General features: G+C 76.3%; 15 protein-coding genes. 10 read left to right on the top strand and 5 right to left on the bottom strand.

Features of this window, described 5'->3' with window-relative positions:
- Window positions 1–51 precede the first annotated feature (51 nt).
- On the top strand, window positions 52–3,069 hold the full coding sequence (locus tag FGI33_RS10005; RefSeq protein ID WP_237581812.1) for an AAA family ATPase: 3,018 nt from the start codon (window positions 52–54) through the stop codon (window positions 3,067–3,069).
- Here FGI33_RS10005 and FGI33_RS10010 read toward each other — a convergent pair.
- Window positions 3,062–3,265: a hypothetical protein gene (locus FGI33_RS10010; RefSeq protein ID WP_119435752.1), complete on the bottom strand. Its 204-nt coding sequence runs from the start codon at window positions 3,263–3,265 to the stop codon at window positions 3,062–3,064. The genes FGI33_RS10005 and FGI33_RS10010 overlap by 8 nt on opposite strands.
- A 332-nt stretch (window positions 3,266–3,597) precedes the next feature.
- Between FGI33_RS10010 and FGI33_RS10015 the strand changes: the two genes are divergently transcribed.
- From FGI33_RS10015 to FGI33_RS10035, 5 genes are all read left to right on the top strand, one after another.
- On the top strand, window positions 3,598–4,911 hold the full coding sequence (locus FGI33_RS10015; protein ID WP_237581813.1) for an AraC family transcriptional regulator: 1,314 nt from the start codon (window positions 3,598–3,600) through the stop codon (window positions 4,909–4,911).
- Window positions 4,912–4,992: 81 nt separating this feature from the next.
- The gene (locus FGI33_RS10020; RefSeq protein ID WP_119435349.1) at window positions 4,993–5,679 is read left to right on the top strand and encodes a TetR/AcrR family transcriptional regulator; all 687 of its coding nucleotides are present in this window, start codon (window positions 4,993–4,995) and stop codon (window positions 5,677–5,679) included.
- Entirely contained in the window at window positions 5,676–6,344 is a 669-nt protein-coding gene (locus FGI33_RS10025; protein WP_119435350.1) for a hypothetical protein, read from the top strand. Before FGI33_RS10020 ends, FGI33_RS10025 begins: the two co-directional genes overlap by 4 nt.
- Window positions 6,341–8,446, top strand: a complete 2,106-nt coding sequence (locus tag FGI33_RS10030; protein ID WP_237581814.1) for a YhgE/Pip family protein — start codon at window positions 6,341–6,343, stop codon at window positions 8,444–8,446. Before FGI33_RS10025 ends, FGI33_RS10030 begins: the two co-directional genes overlap by 4 nt.
- 78 nt (window positions 8,447–8,524) lie before the next feature.
- A complete protein-coding gene (locus FGI33_RS10035; RefSeq protein ID WP_237581815.1) occupies window positions 8,525–9,205 on the top strand; it encodes a hypothetical protein in 681 nt (226 codons plus the stop codon).
- Here FGI33_RS10035 and FGI33_RS10040 read toward each other — a convergent pair.
- Window positions 9,202–9,465 carry a hypothetical protein gene (locus FGI33_RS10040; protein WP_237581816.1) on the bottom strand — a complete coding sequence of 88 codons (264 nt, stop codon included), beginning with the start codon at window positions 9,463–9,465 and terminating at the stop codon, window positions 9,202–9,204. The genes FGI33_RS10035 and FGI33_RS10040 overlap by 4 nt on opposite strands.
- 14 nt (window positions 9,466–9,479) lie before the next feature.
- Entirely contained in the window at window positions 9,480–10,100 is a 621-nt protein-coding gene (locus FGI33_RS10045; protein ID WP_182623382.1) for an HD domain-containing protein, read from the bottom strand.
- 21 nt (window positions 10,101–10,121) lie between these two features.
- Between FGI33_RS10045 and FGI33_RS10050 the strand changes: the two genes are divergently transcribed.
- From FGI33_RS10050 to FGI33_RS10060, 3 genes are all read left to right on the top strand, one after another.
- Complete coding sequence (locus FGI33_RS10050; protein ID WP_119435666.1) at window positions 10,122–10,502, top strand: VOC family protein; 381 nt, start codon at window positions 10,122–10,124, stop codon at window positions 10,500–10,502.
- Entirely contained in the window at window positions 10,499–10,837 is a 339-nt protein-coding gene (locus tag FGI33_RS10055; RefSeq protein WP_237581817.1) for a hypothetical protein, read from the top strand. Before FGI33_RS10050 ends, FGI33_RS10055 begins: the two co-directional genes overlap by 4 nt.
- A 99-nt stretch (window positions 10,838–10,936) precedes the next feature.
- Complete coding sequence (locus tag FGI33_RS10060) at window positions 10,937–12,862, top strand: LamG-like jellyroll fold domain-containing protein (RefSeq protein WP_237581818.1); 1,926 nt, start codon at window positions 10,937–10,939, stop codon at window positions 12,860–12,862.
- A 22-nt stretch (window positions 12,863–12,884) separates the two neighbouring features.
- Here the strand turns inward: FGI33_RS10060 and FGI33_RS10065 are convergent, their stop codons facing one another.
- Together FGI33_RS10065 and fdxA are read right to left on the bottom strand one after the other, a co-directional pair.
- Complete coding sequence (locus FGI33_RS10065) at window positions 12,885–13,379, bottom strand: flavin reductase family protein (protein WP_119435316.1); 495 nt, start codon at window positions 13,377–13,379, stop codon at window positions 12,885–12,887.
- A complete protein-coding gene (fdxA, locus tag FGI33_RS10070; RefSeq protein ID WP_119402503.1) occupies window positions 13,376–13,702 on the bottom strand; it encodes a ferredoxin in 327 nt (108 codons plus the stop codon). The genes FGI33_RS10065 and fdxA overlap by 4 nt, the downstream gene beginning before the upstream one ends.
- Before the next feature lie 106 nt (window positions 13,703–13,808).
- On the opposite strand from fdxA, the gene soxR reads away from it, so the two are divergent.
- Window positions 13,809–14,279 carry a redox-sensitive transcriptional activator SoxR gene (gene soxR / locus FGI33_RS10075; RefSeq protein ID WP_119435317.1) on the top strand — a complete coding sequence of 157 codons (471 nt, stop codon included), beginning with the start codon at window positions 13,809–13,811 and terminating at the stop codon, window positions 14,277–14,279.
- The last annotated feature ends 32 nt before the right edge of the window (window positions 14,280–14,311 follow it).

Raw genomic sequence — 14,311 nt, forward strand, 5'->3', positions numbered from 1 at the left:
CACCCTGCGCGCCGGTCTCTGCGCCGTGCCGTTCCCGGACCGGAGCGCCTGATGGACCTGCACCGCCTCACCCTGCGCGCCATCGGACCCTTCGCCGGCGAGCACGTGATCGACTTCGCGGAGCTCGGCCGGTCGGGGTTGTTCCTGCTCGAGGGGCCCACCGGATCCGGCAAGTCGACGCTCATCGACGCCGTGGTCTTCGCGCTCTACGGGTCGCTCGCGAGCGACGGGTCGAGCCGCGACCGGCTGCACAGCCACCACGCGGCGCCCGGCGTGGAGCCGTACGTGGAGCTCGTGTTCGAGACGGCCGCGGGGATCCACCGGGTGCGCCGGAGCCCGCAGCACCAGCGACCGAAGGCCCGCGGCACGGGCACCACGAACCAGAACGCGACCGCGACGCTCGTGCGGCTGTCGTCGCCGGATGCCGACGCCGGTGAGGTCGTGGGCACCAGCACGCAGGAGGTGGGCACGGAGATCGCGCGCATCGTCGGCCTGACGCGCGCGCAGTTCGTGCAGACCGTCGTGCTGCCGCAGGGCGAGTTCGCCGAGTTCCTGCGGTCGACGGGCGAGCAGCGGCGGCTCGTGCTGCAGTCGCTGTTCGGCACGGCCGTCTACGAGCGGACCGCGAGGCAGCTCGCCGAGATGCGCACGGCCGCGAAGGCGCGCACCGACGCCGCCGACGCGAGGGTCGCCGAGGCGCTCACCGGGCTCCGCGAGGCGACGCGGGTGGATGCGCTGGAGGTCGCCGACGCCCCTGACACCGTGCGGCTGCTGGCCGAGCTGGCGGACGCGGCGGAGGAGGCGCGGGCCGAGGACGAGCGGGCGCGGATCGCGGCGGCGGACGCGCTGGCCGACGCCGAGCGGGTGTCGCGGGGGCTCGATCGACGACGCGCGCTGATCGCGCGCGAGGGGGCCGTGCGCGCGGAGGCCGAGGACGTCGCCGGGCTCGCGCGACGCGCGGAGGAGGCCAGACGCGCGGCGGCGGTCGCCGGTCCCCTGGCCGCGCGCGACCGGGCGGATGCGGCGCGGGCCGCGGCCGAGGACGCCGACGAGGCGGCCCGCGCGGTCTGCCGCGCGGAGAGGCCGGCCCTGGCCGCCGCCGATGCCCCGGCGCTCGCCGAGCGGCGCGACGCGCTCGTGGCCGAGCTGACGACGCTGGCAGACGCCGAGGCGCGCGAGCGCGGGCTGCCGCGCCGCCGCGCCGACGTGCGGGCCGCCGAGGACGCGGTCGCGGCGCGCGAGGCCGCCGTGGAGGAGGCGGAGGCGGCGCTCCAGGAGCGGCCGGCCGGGCGGGAACCGCTGGTCGAGGCCCGGGACGCCGCGGCGGATGCGGCGGGCGGGGTCGACGCGGCGCGCGCGGCGCTCGCGGAGGCGGAGGCGATCCGGCGTCGCGTGACGGAGCTCCAGGAGCTGGCGGCGCGGATCCTCGCGGCGCACGATGCCCTCGACGCGCGCTCGGCCGCGGCGGCGACCGCCGTGCGCCATGAGGCGGAGCTGCGGCAGCGGAAGATCCGCGGGCTCGCGGGCGAGCTGGCCCGGGAGCTCGAGGACGGCGCGCCGTGCCCGGTGTGCGGCGCGGTCGACCACCCGCATCCGGCGCCGAGCGCGCCCGGGCACCCGGACGACGACGAGATCGAGCGGGCGGCCGAGGAGCGCGCCCGGGGCGAGCGGGCGCAGGGCGACGCGGTCGCGGCGCTCGCGGCGGAGACCGCGCGGCACGAGGTGGCGCAGGCGGCGCTGGGCGGGATCACCGAGGAGGCCGCCGACGCCGAGGTCGTCTCGCGCGCCGCGCGCCTCGCGGAGGCCGAGGGGGCCGGCGGCGCGCTCCGGGCGGCCGAGGCGGCGGTCGTCGCCCACGACGCCGAGACCGAGGGGATCCGCGCCCGCCGGGACGACGCCCGCGCCGCGCTCTCGGGGCTGCGCGAGCGCGTGATCCGGGCGCGGGAGCTCCTCGCGGAGGACCAGGCGGCCGTGCGCGCGGTGCTGGCCGAGCGGGAGGCGGACGCGCCTGAGACCGACACCGCCGACGGGGACGCCGCCGACGCGCCCCGCGTCGCCGCCCTGGTCGCCGACCGCGCCGCCGAGCGCGCCGTCGTCGACCGCCTCATCGCCCTCGCCGCCGCCCGCGAGCGCACGGCCGCCGACGCCGCCGCGCGCGCCGCGGAGCTCGCGCAGGCACTCGACGACCAGGCGTTCCCGACCGAGGCCGAAGCGCGCGCCGCCGCCCTCCCGCCGGCCGAGCTCGAGGCCGCCGCCCGGCGGGTCTCCGCGCACGAGCGCGAGCAGGCGGTCGTCGCGGAGGGGCTCGCGGATCCCGAGGTCGCGTCGCTCACGGGCGCCGAGGACCCGGATCCGGACGCCGCCCGCGCCGCCCGCGACGCCGCGCAGGCCGCCGCGCGCACGAGCGCCGAGCGCGCCGCCCGCGCGCGCGACCGCGCCGACCGCAGCGCGTCCGCCCTCGCCCGCCATGACGCCGCCCGCCGCGAGAGCGCCCGCGCGGGCGACCAGGCGCGCGCGACGATCCGCATGGCGGAGGTAGCGAACGCCATCACCCCCGAGAACACGCGCGGCACGACGCTCGGCACGTACGTGCTGCTGCGCCGCTTCGAGGACGTGGTGCGGGCCGCCAACGCGCGCCTGCGGGTCATGTCGAGCGGGCGCTACGAGCTGGAGGTGAGCGAGGAGCGGGAGGCGACGAGCCGGTCGCGCAAGACCGGGCTGGCGCTGCAGATCCGCGACCACGTCGTCGACCGCGTGCGCGAGCCCGCGAGCTTCTCGGGCGGCGAGACGTTCTACGCCTCGCTCGCCCTCGCGCTCGGCCTCGCCGACGTCGTGCAGGCCGAGGCGGGCGGGCTGCAGCTCGGCACGCTCTTCGTCGACGAGGGCTTCGGCACGCTGGATCCGGAGACCCTCGACGCCGTCATGTCCGAGCTCGGGCGCCTCTCCTCCGACGGCCGCACGGTCGGCATCGTCAGCCACGTCGAGGAGCTCAAGCAGCGCGTGGCGGACCGGATCGAGGTCCGGCGCCGGGCGGACGGGTCGTCGACGCTCACGTCGACGGTCAGCTGAACGGGTCGCGCCGCTTCGACGCGAGGTGCCGCCGCCAGTAGAAGGTCGCCCCGCCGCCGAGGCCCGCCGCGAGGACGAACGCGACCACGCCCACTATCCCGAGGCCGCCGCCCGTCTGCGCGGTGACGACGCCGAGGGCGACCATCACGAGGCACGAGCGCAGCAGGATGAAGGCCAGGGACCGGTCGCTCGTCATGCGGCGCCTCTCGGGAGTGCGGGTGCGGATGCGGTGGGGAGCCGACCGCGACGACGAGCCTAGGCGGCCCGGCCGTGCGGATCCGGTGCGCGCGCGGGGCGCCCGCGGTGCGTCGCCGGGGCGCGCGCAGGAGGTCGGCGGCCCGGCCCGCCGCAACCGCCCGGGGGACGCGCTTTCGCTCAGCGGATAGCCGCGGAGCGTCGACCCGCTCTCCGGCGGGGTCGCGCCGAAGGACTCTCACCTCGCGGCACCCCCGAGGGGCCCTGCCGCAGGAGCACCATGCATGATGAGCGGGAGGGCGGAGACGACCGACGCCCAGAGACCGCAGGAACATGACCACCACGCTGACCCCCGCCGGAACGAGGGATCCCTCGCGCCGCCCGCGCACGCCGCACGCCGAGACCGCCGCGTCCGACGCCGCGTCGCTCGTCGCGCCGTCGCCGACCGCCGCGTCCGCGCGCGGCTCCCTCGCCGACGCCGCGTCGACCGAGACCTCCTCGCTGGGCACCGGATCGCTCTCGCTCGTCGCCGGTGCCGGCGCCGCCGTCATGGGCATGGCCGCCGACGCGGCCGCCACCCGCAGCACCCCGTCCGCGAGCGTGGATCCCGCCCTGCTCGACGCACCCGCGGCAGCGACGGCGGCACCCGCAGCGCCCGCCGACACGGCCGCCGCCCCCGCGCCCACCCCCGCCGACGCCTCCACGGAGCCCTTCCTCCGCGCCGTCATGGCCGGCGCCGACATCGACGAGGCCACCGCGAGCTTCGGCGCCGTGCTCGAGGGGATCCGCTTCGCGCCCGACCGCCGCACGAACTCCTTCTCCTACCGCTACGCCGTCCTCGGCGGCGATCGCGTCACCCTCCGCACCTCGCGCATCGCGGGCACGCAGTGGGCCGAGAGCCCCCAGCGCCCGGAGCACGTGGTCACCTGGTTCCTCGAGGGGCAGGTCACGGTCGACCGCGGATCCCGCGCCGTCACCTCCCGCGGCCAGCTCCCCTTCCTCTTCCCCACCGGCCGCCCGTTCCAGTACCAGGCGAGCGCCACCCGGCAGAACTGCGTCCACCTCGATGCGGCCTTCCTGGAGCAGACCGCGACCGAGTTCCACCACGGACCCGCGCGCCCGCTGCTGTTCGAGCACCGCAGCGTGCCGACCGCCGAGACGGCGGCCGTCTGGCGGCAGGCGGTCGCCGCCGCGGCCCCGATCATCACGGATCCCGACGCGTCGCCCCTCATGCGCCTCGAGGCCGACCTGTCGCTGGCCCGCGCCACGCTCCGCCTCTTCCCCTGGGACGACGTCGAGCTGCCGGACGAGCTGCGCGCGCCGCGCATGGCCCACATCCGCGTGGCCGTGGAGTACCTGCACCACAACGCGCACCTGCCCATCACGCCCGCCGAGGCCGCGGCCGCCGCGGGCATCTCCACGCGCGTGCTCCAGCTCGCGCTCCGCCGCCACCACGGCCAGACGCCCACCGAGTACCTGCGCGGGATCCGCCTGCGCCGCGTGCGCGCGCAGCTCCTGGACGCGACGCCCACCACCACGACCGTCCGCAGCGTCGCCGAGGAGTGGGGCTTCGCGCACCTCGGCCGGTTCGCGGCGTCGTACGCGGGCGCGTTCGGCGAGCTGCCGAGCGAGACCCTGCGGAGCTGACCCGGGCGGGAGGGCCGACGCGAGCTGGGAGCTCGCCGCACTAAGTTGCACACGTGTGTGCAGGATCGCTAGCCTGGTCGCATGACGCCTCTCGCCTCCCCGCGCGCGCCCCGCAAGGACGCCGCGACCAACCGCCAGGCCCTCGTCGACGCGGCGGTCGTCGCGCTCGACCGCGACCCGGACGCCTCCCTCGAGACCATCGCCGCCGCCGCCGGCCTCAGCCGCCGCGCCGTCTACGGCCACTTCGCCACGCGCGACGACCTGGTGCGCGAGGTGCTGCAGCGCGGCGCCCGGCGCATCGTCGAGTCGCTGGCCGGGATCACGCACGACGACAGCCGGATCCACGTGGCGCTCATCGGCGCCCGGCTCTGGGCCGAGGTCGAGCAGGTGCGCGTGATGGCCCGGGTGGCCGTCCGCGGGCCGCTCGCGCGCGAGGTCGGCACCGAGCTGGCGCCGCTACGGGCCGAGCTGCAGCGGGTCGTCGAGCGCGGGATCGCGGCGGGCGAGCTGCGCGGCGACATCCCCGCGCCGACGCTCGCGCGCCTCATCGAGGGCGGCGCGCTCGCGGTGCTCGACGAGGCGACGCGCAGCGACATCGGCCGCACCGAGGGCCACTCCCTCGTGATCCTCACCTCGCTCGCCCTCTGCGGCCTCGACTGGCGCGCGGCGGGCGAGCTCATCACCGCCACCCCGGAGCTCCGCGAGGCCGCGCCGCGCGCCACCGACGCCGCTGCCCCTGCCACCGCCCGGACGGAGGCCGCGTCGTGATCGTCACGCTGACCGACGCGCGCGTCGGCGACGGCCCCGCGCCCGCCCTCCCTGCGATCTCGCTCTCCTACGGCGGCCCGGATCCGGTGGTCGCGATCGCCGAGACCGAGCTGCGCCCCACCGTCCTCTCCCTCGTGGCCTCCGGCCGCATGCGCATCGACGGCGGATCCCTCGCCCTCGACGGCGACGACTCGTCCGGGGTCGCCCTGCGCGTCGCCGAGCGGGTCGCGCTCGTGGACACCCCGCGGATCAACGAGCCCGCCGACGACGTCACGCTCCGCGCGGTCGTCGCCGAGGAGCTCGCCCTCGCCGGGCACCGCTCGGGCCGGCACGAGGTCGGCGTGATCCTCGACGACCAGGGCCTCGCCGACCTGGCGCGCGCCCCGTTCTCGGCCGTCCCCGCGGTCGCCCGGATCCGCCTCCTCACCACGCTCGCCGCCTCGCGCGCGGGCGTCGAGGCCGTCGTCGTCACCTCGCCCGAGCGGCACGGCGGCGCGGTGGCCGAGTGGATGCGCGTCCTGCGCGACCTCGGCCGCTCCGGCACCGGCGTCCTCGTCGTCACGAGCGAGGCCGCCGCGGAGGCCATCGCCGCGCTCCCCGCCGACGACCCGGTCGCCGCCCCCGACTCCCCCACCCCCTCGATCGACGGAACGCAGACCCGATGAGACTCATCCCCCTGGTGCGCGCCGAGCTGACGCGCCTCACCGCCACCACCATGTCCAAGGTCGCGCTCGTCGCGCTCGTGCTGGTGCCCGTGCTCTACGGCGGCCTGTACCTCTGGGCGAACCAGGATCCGTACAGCAGCCTCGACAGGGTCCCCGCCGCGCTCGTCGTCGCGGACCAGGGCGCGACCGTCGACGGGGAGCCGGTCGACTACGGCGCCGACGTCGCGAAGGACGTCCTCGACGACGCCTCGTTCGACTGGCACGAGGTCTCCTCCGCGGAGGCGCGCACGGGCCTCGAGGACGGCACCTACGACTTCACGCTGACCATCCCGGCCGGCTTCTCGGCGGCGCTCTCCTCCTCCTCGGGCACGGATCCGCAGCAGGCCCGCGTAATCATGGCCACCGACGACGCGAACAGCTACCTCGCGACGACCATCGCGCAGCAGGCCGGCGCCCGGATCACGAAGTCGGTCGCCTCGCGCGTCGGCACGGAGGCCGCGGGCAAGCTCCTGCTCGGCCTCGCGGACGTGCGCTCCAGCCTCGGCGACGCCGCCTCGGGCGCGCAGCAGCTCGTCGACGGGACCGCCACCGCGCGCTCCGGCGCCGACTCGCTGGCGGACGGGAACGGGAAGCTCGCGACGGGCGCCGACTCGCTCTCCTCCGGCCTCGGGCAGCTCCGCTCGGGCACCGCGCAGCTCCCCGCGCAGACGCAGCAGCTCGCGACGGGCGCCGACCAGGTCGCGGACGGCGCATCCACGCTCTCCTCCGGCGCGAACGACCTGTCCGCGGGCGCCGCCGCGCTCACCCCGGGCGCGCAGCAGGTCGCGGCAGGCGCGCGCCAGGTGGCCGACGGGAACGCGCAGATCGCCGCGCTCGGATCCACCGCCTCGCAGGGCGCCGACGACCTCGCGTCGCGGGTCCCCGCCATCCGCCAGGCCATCGTCGACCGGATGACCGCGGCGGGCATCCCCCAGGACCAGATCGACCGGGATCTGCAGGACCTCGACGGGCTCGGCACGGGCATCACGCAGGCCGCCGCGAAGACCGACGGCCTCAGCGCGCAGCTCACGAAGCTCGCCACCGGCAGCGAGCAGGTCGCCCAGGGCAGCGCGCAGGTCGCCGACGGCGCCGAGAAGCTGCAGACCGGATCCGCCGCGCTCGCCACCGGCGCGGGCACGCTCGCGTCCGGCAGCCGCCAGGTCGCGGACGGCGCCGACGCGCTGGCGAAGGCATCGCCCGCCCTCGCCGACGGGATCGCGCAGGCCGCCGACGGCAGCGCGACACTCGCCACCGGCGCGCACTCCGCGGCCGACGGCGCGACCTCGCTCGCGACCGGCCTCGGCACGCTGCAGGACGGCGCGACGAAGCTGCGCGACGGGCTCGACTCCGGGCTCGACCAGATCCCCGCGTCCACCGAGGCCCAGCGCGGCGCGCAGGCCGACACGATCGGCGACCCGGTCGCGCTGCGGCAGGACGCCGTGACGCAGGCCGGCGAGTACGGCGCCGGGCTCGCGCCGTTCTTCATCAGCCTCGCGGCGTGGATCGGGATCTACGCCCTGTTCCTCATCGTCAAGCCGCTGTCGCGCCGCGCGATCACGGCCCGGAAGGCGCCGCTCCGGATCACGCTCGCCGGCTGGCTGACGCCCGCGCTCCTCGGCGTCGTGCAGATGGCCGGCCTCTACGCGATCGTCGCCGGCGCGCTCGGCTTCCGCATCGCCCACCCGCTCGCCATGTACGGGACCATGGTGCTCGCCTCGATCACGTTCGCGGCCATCATCCTGGCGCTCAACGTGCTGCTCGGCAGCGTCGGCCAGTTCCTCGGGCTGGTGCTCATGGTCGTGCAGCTCGTCACCGCGGGCGGCACGTTCCCCTGGCAGACCCTGCCCGGCCCGCTCGCCGCGCTGCACCACGTGCTCCCGATGAGCTACGCGGTGGATGCGCTGCGGCAGCTCATGTACGGCGGCGACCTCGGGCAGGCGGCCCAGGACGCCGGCGTGCTCGCGCTGTGGCTGGTCGCGGGACTCGCGGTGGCGCTGGCCGGGGCGATCCGGATCACGTCGCACCGCACGCTGCGCGACCTCCGTCCGTCGCTCATCGGCTGATCCCGCGCTCGGCCCGTCGCCCGCCCGCCTGATAGACAGGTCGGGCGGGCGCGCCGGCGTCCGCGGAGAGGGCGGATCGTGTCATTCCTCGAGGACCGGGCGCCCTGGGGGTCGCCCGTCGTGCCGGGCATCCCGCTGCCGCCCTTCGCCGACGAGGCGGCGCACACGCGCTACGTGCGCATGCTGCAGACGCACCTCGCGCTCGTCGACGGCGGCGGGCCCGAGCTGCCGACCGTCGCGCTGGCCGTGGCGCTCGAGCGCCCGCGGTACCCCGCCCCCGGATCCGACCCCCGGCGCCTCACGCCGCTCGAGCTCTCGGTGAGCCTCACGTCGTGGTTCCCCGCGCCGTGGACGCCCGATGCCCTGGCGGACGCGCTCGTCGACGCCCCCTACGGCGGTCCGAGGCGCACGCGCGACGGCTGGCGCTGGATGGGCGATCCCGACTTCGCGGCCGCCCCCGCTCGCGGCGGCGGCTGGACCGTGACCCGCCATGAGCGCGGCGACGTCGACACCGCGCACCTCGCCGACGACCGCGACCTCGTGGTGCTCTGGCTGTCGCATCACCGCGGCCGCTTCGGCTACCCGCTTGCGCACGCGCACGACGACGCGGATGTCGCCGCGCTCGCCCCCGCCTCCCTCGCCGTGATCCGCAGCGACGCCGTCGACGCCGCGTTCCCGTACCGCGCGACGTGGCGCGAGGAGCGCGACCGGGCGCTGGCAGCGGCGCGCGCGGCTGACGGCGGCGGCGGCGCGCGCTAGATCGCGTCGAGCTCGCGCCGGTCGCGGCGACCGCCCACGCGGATCCCCGCCCAGAACGCGAGCGCGACCAGGCCGAGGGCCAGCACGCCGGCCGCGACGAGCGTGCCGGTCGAGAGGATGTGCGCACCCGGCGAGTAGACCTCCCCCGATTCCGGGGCGTAGCCGAAGAAGCCCAGGGTGACCGGCTGCATCAGCGACCAGATGAGCGCCACCGCCCCGCCCACCACGGCGAGCGCCGCGACCACGAGCAGCGCGGTCATGCGGATCCGGCCGCTCACGCGAGGCGCTCCAGCGGGTTCTCGGCGAGCTTCCGCACGAGGCCGCCGTCGACGAGGCGGCGGGCGGCCGTGTCGGGCTTCCGCTCCGCCTGGTCGCGCACGCACGCGCCGAACTCGGCGGCGAGCGCCCCGCGCGGGTGGGCAGCGAGCACCTCGCGGAGGAACGCCTCGGGCAGCGCGTCGGGCCGGGCGCCGGAGATGTCGAGGCCGGTCGCGACCTCCAGGAGGTGCCCCTCGACGTCGAGCTCGGGATCCACCGAGGGCCAGTTGTGCCGCACGATCGCGTCGAGCACGCGCTGCCGCCGCGCGGCGGGCCAGCCGGCGCCGGCCGTGAGCGCGACGCCCACGTGCCCGCCCGCGTGCTCGTACGAGACCGTGTGGTTGTCGAACTCGGTGACCGTGCCGATGTCGTGCAGCACGGCGGAGACGTAGAGGATCTCGTGGTCCACGTCCGCGAGCCCCTCGACCACGGCGAACGCCTCGGCCCACAGCCACGAGCGGATCCCGTGGGCGGTGATCGCAGCGGACTGGTGGGAGGTCGCGAGCTCGAGGGCCCCGCGGGCGGCGGCCGTGTCGGGCACGGGAAAGTCGGCGATGCGCATGGCCCATGCTGGCATGCCGGCGGATACGGTTCTCGCATGATCCGGCTGCAGAACGTCACCTACCTCGTCCGCGACCACGACGAGGCGCTGGCGTTCCTGGTCGACGCGCTGGGCTTCGTCGTGCGCCAGGACGAGACGAGCGCGACCGGATGGCGCCGCGTCGTGGTGGGGCCCGAGGGCCAGGGAGTCGGCCTCGTCCTGGCGCTCGGCGACGACCCCGAGCGCGTGGGACGCCAGGCGGGGGACGACGTCGCGTTCTTCCTCGAGACCGACGACTTCGCCGCCCAGCACGCGCGCATGCTCGCGCACGGCGTCGTGTTCCGCGAGGAGCCGCGTCACGAGCCCTACGGCACCGTCGCGATCTTCGAGGACCCGTACGGAGCGCCGTGGGACCTCATCCAGCCGCCCGTCGCGTGACCGCCCGTCCGCCCGCCGGACCGGGGGATCCCGCGCGCCGCGTCCGGCGGCTGCGCGTCGTCGCCGTCGTCGCCCTCGCGGTGGCGGCGTGCGCGGTGCCGGTCGCGTTCCTCCCGGTGTGGGGATCCGCGGGCGGGCGCCTCGTGCCGCTCGCGGTGGTCCCGCTCGGCGGCGTCGTGGCGGTCGCGCTCGCGGCGCGGCTGCTCATCGGATCCGCCCGGCGCGACGAGAGGTCGGCCCGGCCGGACGTCGCGCTGCTCCTCGCGGGCGCGTTCGCGGCGCTGGGCGCGGTGCCCGCGCTGCTCGGGGCGGTGCTGGTCGTCGCGGGGCCCTGACCGGATCGCGCCCTGGGCCGGCAACGCCGACGCCCCCGCCGCCGGCCGTCCATCCGGCCGCCGCATCGCATTCACCCGCCGGCCCTACCGTGATCGTCCGTGACCCAGGACCCGACGACGTCTCCCTCCTCCTCCGCGCTGTCCCGACGCGGCTTCCTCCTCACGAGCGGCGCGGCCGGCGCGCTCGGCGTGGCCGGCCTCGGCGGGGCGCTGCCCGCGACCGCCGCGACCGCCGGCGACGTCGCGGACGGCGCGACGGCGAAGGCGCCCGCCGCGCAGCAGGGATCCGGCGCGCGCTGGAAGCCCGACACCGCGTCGCCGCGCTTCACGATCGCCGTGCTGCCGGACACGCAGTACCTCTTCGACGGCGCGTCGATCCACCCGGAGCCGCTCGAGGCGTCGCTCCGCTACGTGCTCGCCGAGCGCGACCGCCACAACATCGTCTTCCTCGCGCACCTCGGCGACGTGACGCAGAACGGCGCCGCGAACGAGATCCAGGCCGCGAGCGCGCAGTTCACGCTGCTCGACAAGGCGGGCGCCGCGTGGAGCGTCCTCGCCGGCAACCACGACGTCGACGGCAGCACCGACGACCAGCGCGGCAGCACGCCCTACCTCGACGCGTTCGGCCCGAAGCGGTTCCGGAAGTCGCCGAGCTACCGCGGATCCAGTCCCGACGGCTACAACTCGTTCCACACCTTCACGGCGGGCGGCCGCGACTGGCTCATCCTCGCGCTCGACTGGCGGACGAGCGCCCGCGGCGTCGAGTGGGCGCGCGGCGTGCTGGCGGCGCACCCGACGCTGCCGGTGATCCTCACGGCGCACGACATCGTCGACTCGCGGACCGACGGATCCGCCGTGCTCGACGACTACGGCCAGGGCCTCTGGGACTCCTTCACCTCCCAGCACGACCAGATCTTCCTCACCCTCAACGGCCACTACTGGAAGCCCGGCCGCACCACGATGAAGAACCGGGCGGGCCACGACGTCGCGATGCACCTCGTGAACTACCAGGACCGCTACTACGGCGGCGCCGCGATGATCCGGCTGTACCACGTCGACCTCGAGCGGGACGCGATCGACGTCGAGACCCTGTCGCCCTTCATCCTGGGCGGCGGGCTCGGCACGGGCAACGAGCTCGCGGACGAGGAGGCGGCCCTCTCGGGCGACGTCGACCGGTTCACGGTGAGCGTCGACTTCGAGCAGCGCTTCGCCGGGTTCGCGCCCGTCCCGACGCGCGCCGCCCGACCGGCCGCGCAGATGCTCGTGCCCGGCACGGTCGCGTACTGGCGCTTCGACGGGCAGACGGACGGATCCGCGCTCGGCACGACCGCGCGCATCCCCGACGCGTCCGGCCGCGGCAACGACCTCGTCGTCGCGAACCGCGCGGGAGCGGCGCCCGGATCCCTGCGCTTCGGGTCCGCGCACCACGACGACCAGCCCGGCTTCGGCAGCCTCACGCTCACGGGCGGCAAGAGGTCCGGCGACTACCTGCGCACCGTCGCCGGCGCCCCGCTCGACGCCGCGACCTTCCGCCAGGGCTACACGGTCGAGGCGTTCGTCCGCATCCCCGCGGACTTCGACGGCGGCGCCGACGGCTTCAGCGCGATCCTCTCCCGCGCCGCCTCCGCGAAGGACGCGGGCAAGACGCCGGGCGACGCGGGCGACCCGGACGAGCCCGCCGCGACGCTCAGCGTCTCCGGCAGCCGCGAGATCCAGTGGTGCGTCTACCCGACCACGCAGCAGGGATCCCTCACCAACTGGTCGCACGAGCTGCCGGCCACGACATGGTGGCACGTGGCGGTCGTGAACGACAGCCAGCACACGACGATGTACGTCGACGGCTGCCCGGTGGTGCGGAACCCGACGACCGCGAACCGCGGGCTCGCGGCGGCGTCGCCCGCGACCTCGTGGCTCCTCGGCGCGAACCTCTACGGCGGCGAGCTCGACCACGTGCTCCCGGCGTCGATCGGCGACGTCCGCATCGTGGAGCGCGCGCTGAGGCCGTCGGAGTTCATGATCGCGTGACGGCCCGGACGACCGCCCGGGCCTAGAGCTCCGGGTGGTCGTCTTCGAGCAGGTGGAAGCGGCGGTCGCGGTAGATGAGCGGCGGGGCCGGCTCGCCGAGGATCACGTCGAGCACCTCGGCGACGACCAGCACGGATCCGCCGACCGGCACGGTCTGGATGGTGCGGCAGCGGAGGGCGGCGCGCGCGTCGGCGAGCAGCGGCTCGCCGGTCGGCAGCTCCTGGAAGCCCTGCTCCTCGGTGAAGCGCGGCGACCCGGACACGGCGAAGGAGCGGGCGAGCGCGGCGTGCTGCCCCGCGAGCAGGTGCACGACGTAGCTGTCGGCCTCGAGGATCGCGCCGGCGGATCCCGTGGCGCGCGTCACCGAGAACGAGAGCGCGGGCGGATCCACCGAGAGCGACGCGACGCTCGATGCGGTGAGGCCGGAGGGCCCGTCCGCGGTGCGCGCGGTGATGAGCGCGACGCCGGCCGGGTGACCGCGGAACGCGGCCTTGAAGAGGTCGGGGTCGGCGCTCACGCGGGCGCGCCCTGGCGCGGGACGGCGGCCACGACCGGGTGGTCGTACGCGACGGCGCCGACCTTGACGGCGCCGCCGGGCGATCCCATCTCGGCGAAGAACTCGACGTTCGCGGTGTAGTAGTCCGACCACTTCTCGGGCAGGTCGTCCTCGTAGTAGATGGCCTCCACGGGGCAGACGGGCTCGCAGGCGCCGCAGTCGACGCACTCGTCAGGGTGGATGTAGAGGGAGCGCTCGCCCTCGTAGATGCAGTCGACGGGGCACTCGTCGATGCAGGCGCGGTCCTTCACGTCGACGCACGGGAGGGCGATCACGTAGGTCACAGGGCGTCTCCACGGGTGGGGGCCGTCGTGACGGCGGGGCGGGTCATGCGCATGGTGTCCACGTTAGAACCTCACGTACCCTTGAGGTCAATCGAGGGGAGACGTCGTGGCGGATGCGCAGGCAGGGCCGCGGCACGCGCCCGGCGAGCTGCTCACGGTCGGCGAGATGACCCGGCGCACGGGCGTGGCGGCCTCCGCCCTTCGCTTCTACGAGGACCTCGGCCTCATCGCCGCCGAGCGCACCGCGGGCAACCAGCGCCGCTACGCCCGGCACATGCTGCGACGCGTGTCGCTGATCACGGTGGCCAAGCGCCTCGGGATCCCGCTCGCCGACGTGCAGTCCACCTTCGAGGACGTGCCCCTCGATCGGCCGCCGAGCCACGCCGACTGGCAGCGCGCGTCCCGTCGCTGGAAGCGCCTGCTCGAGGAGCGGCGCCAGGGCATCGAGCGGCTGGAGCGCGAGCTCACGGGCTGCATCGGCTGCGGCTGCCTGTCGATGAAGGCGTGCGGGCTGCTCAACCCGGACGACGCGCTGGGCGACCGCGGGGCGGGGCCGCGGCGGGTGCAGCTCGACTGATCCGCGGATCCGCCGATCCGGCGGGCGGCGAC

The sequence above is a fragment of the Clavibacter phaseoli genome, assembly GCF_021922925.1.
GTDB classification, from domain to species: Bacteria; Actinomycetota; Actinomycetes; order Actinomycetales; family Microbacteriaceae; genus Clavibacter; species Clavibacter phaseoli.

Excerpts from the sequence above, each read along its gene's own strand:
- FGI33_RS10020 (WP_119435349.1), top strand. The coding sequence starts at position 4,993 with ATGACGCCTCTCGCCTCCCCGCGCGCGCCCCGCAAGGACGCCGCGACC.
- FGI33_RS10005 (WP_237581812.1), top strand. The coding sequence starts at position 52 with ATGGACCTGCACCGCCTCACCCTGCGCGCCATCGGACCCTTCGCCGGC.
- FGI33_RS10045 (WP_182623382.1), bottom strand. The coding sequence starts at position 10,100 with ATGCCAGCATGGGCCATGCGCATCGCCGACTTTCCCGTGCCCGACACG.
- FGI33_RS10010 (WP_119435752.1), bottom strand. The coding sequence starts at position 3,265 with ATGACGAGCGACCGGTCCCTGGCCTTCATCCTGCTGCGCTCGTGCCTC.
- FGI33_RS10040 (WP_237581816.1), bottom strand. The coding sequence starts at position 9,465 with ATGACCGCGCTGCTCGTGGTCGCGGCGCTCGCCGTGGTGGGCGGGGCG.
- FGI33_RS10050 (WP_119435666.1), top strand. The coding sequence starts at position 10,122 with ATGATCCGGCTGCAGAACGTCACCTACCTCGTCCGCGACCACGACGAG.
- FGI33_RS10030 (WP_237581814.1), top strand. The coding sequence starts at position 6,341 with ATGAGACTCATCCCCCTGGTGCGCGCCGAGCTGACGCGCCTCACCGCC.
- FGI33_RS10015 (WP_237581813.1), top strand. The coding sequence starts at position 3,598 with ATGACCACCACGCTGACCCCCGCCGGAACGAGGGATCCCTCGCGCCGC.